Annotated in this window: 1 protein-coding gene; it reads right to left on the bottom strand. The window is 56.5% G+C overall.

The window, feature by feature from the left end; genetic code table 11:
• Window positions 1–832 (bottom strand): branched-chain amino acid ABC transporter permease (locus tag AC1DWI_RS24875; RefSeq protein WP_477726141.1); only part of this gene is annotated, 832 nt, incomplete at its 3' end.
• Window positions 833–852 lie beyond the last annotated feature (20 nt).

Below are 852 nucleotides of genomic sequence, written 5' to 3'. Positions count from 1 at the left end.
ACATGGGGCGTATGCCGATCACAGCGGCGGCGACGTCCATGTCGCGAATGGCCATCCACTCGCGGCCGATCGCGCTGCGCACAAGGTTTTTGGCCAGCAGGGTGATCACCACCACGATGGCCAGGCAAAACAGGTATTTGCTCAGCGCGCTTTCGATGGGCAGTCCAAACACCTGCAGGTTGGAGACCGACACCGAGCCCGAGGGCGTGTCCATCGTGAACCATTTGATGCGCAGGAACATCCAGTCGCTGAAGAACTGCGCGGCCAGCGTGGTCACCGCCAGGTACAGGCCCTTCACGCGCAAGCTGGGCAGCCCGAACAAAATGCCAAACAGCATGGCGCACAAACCACCCAGGATCAGCGCCGGAATCAGCGGCATGCCGGGAAAGCGTACAAAAAAGTTGTAGGCCCCATAGGCGCCTACGGCCATAAAGGCGCCTGAGCCCAGCGAGATCTGCCCGCAATATCCCACCAGGATGTTCACACCCACTGCCGCCAGCGAGAAGATCAGAAAAGGAATCAGGATGGCTCGGAACATATAGTCCGAAGCAAGCAAAGGATGTATTAGTGCGATGCAGACGGATAGAAGTGAGACCAGCAAACCCCTCTTCCATCCGGACCACTTGAATCCGGCGAACGACATTGTTATAAGCGCCAGGCCAATAAGGTAGCGGTACAAGTGTTTCTCGGGCGGAAACACGGATAACACCGGGATTACGACAAATGCCACCAAGAGGAGGAGTGCGATCAGTACCCGGTCCTGCAGGATCGGGAAGATCTGCTGGTCCGCCCGGTAGTTGGTTTTGAACTGGCCGTTTTCTCTGTAAAACATGGTTTTTCTTTAGATAGAAG

The sequence above is a fragment of the Polaromonas sp. P3_C2 genome (genome assembly GCF_056402675.1).
Note: the sequence above shows the minus strand (reverse complement) of the source record. Positions and strands in the feature narration are given on the sequence as shown.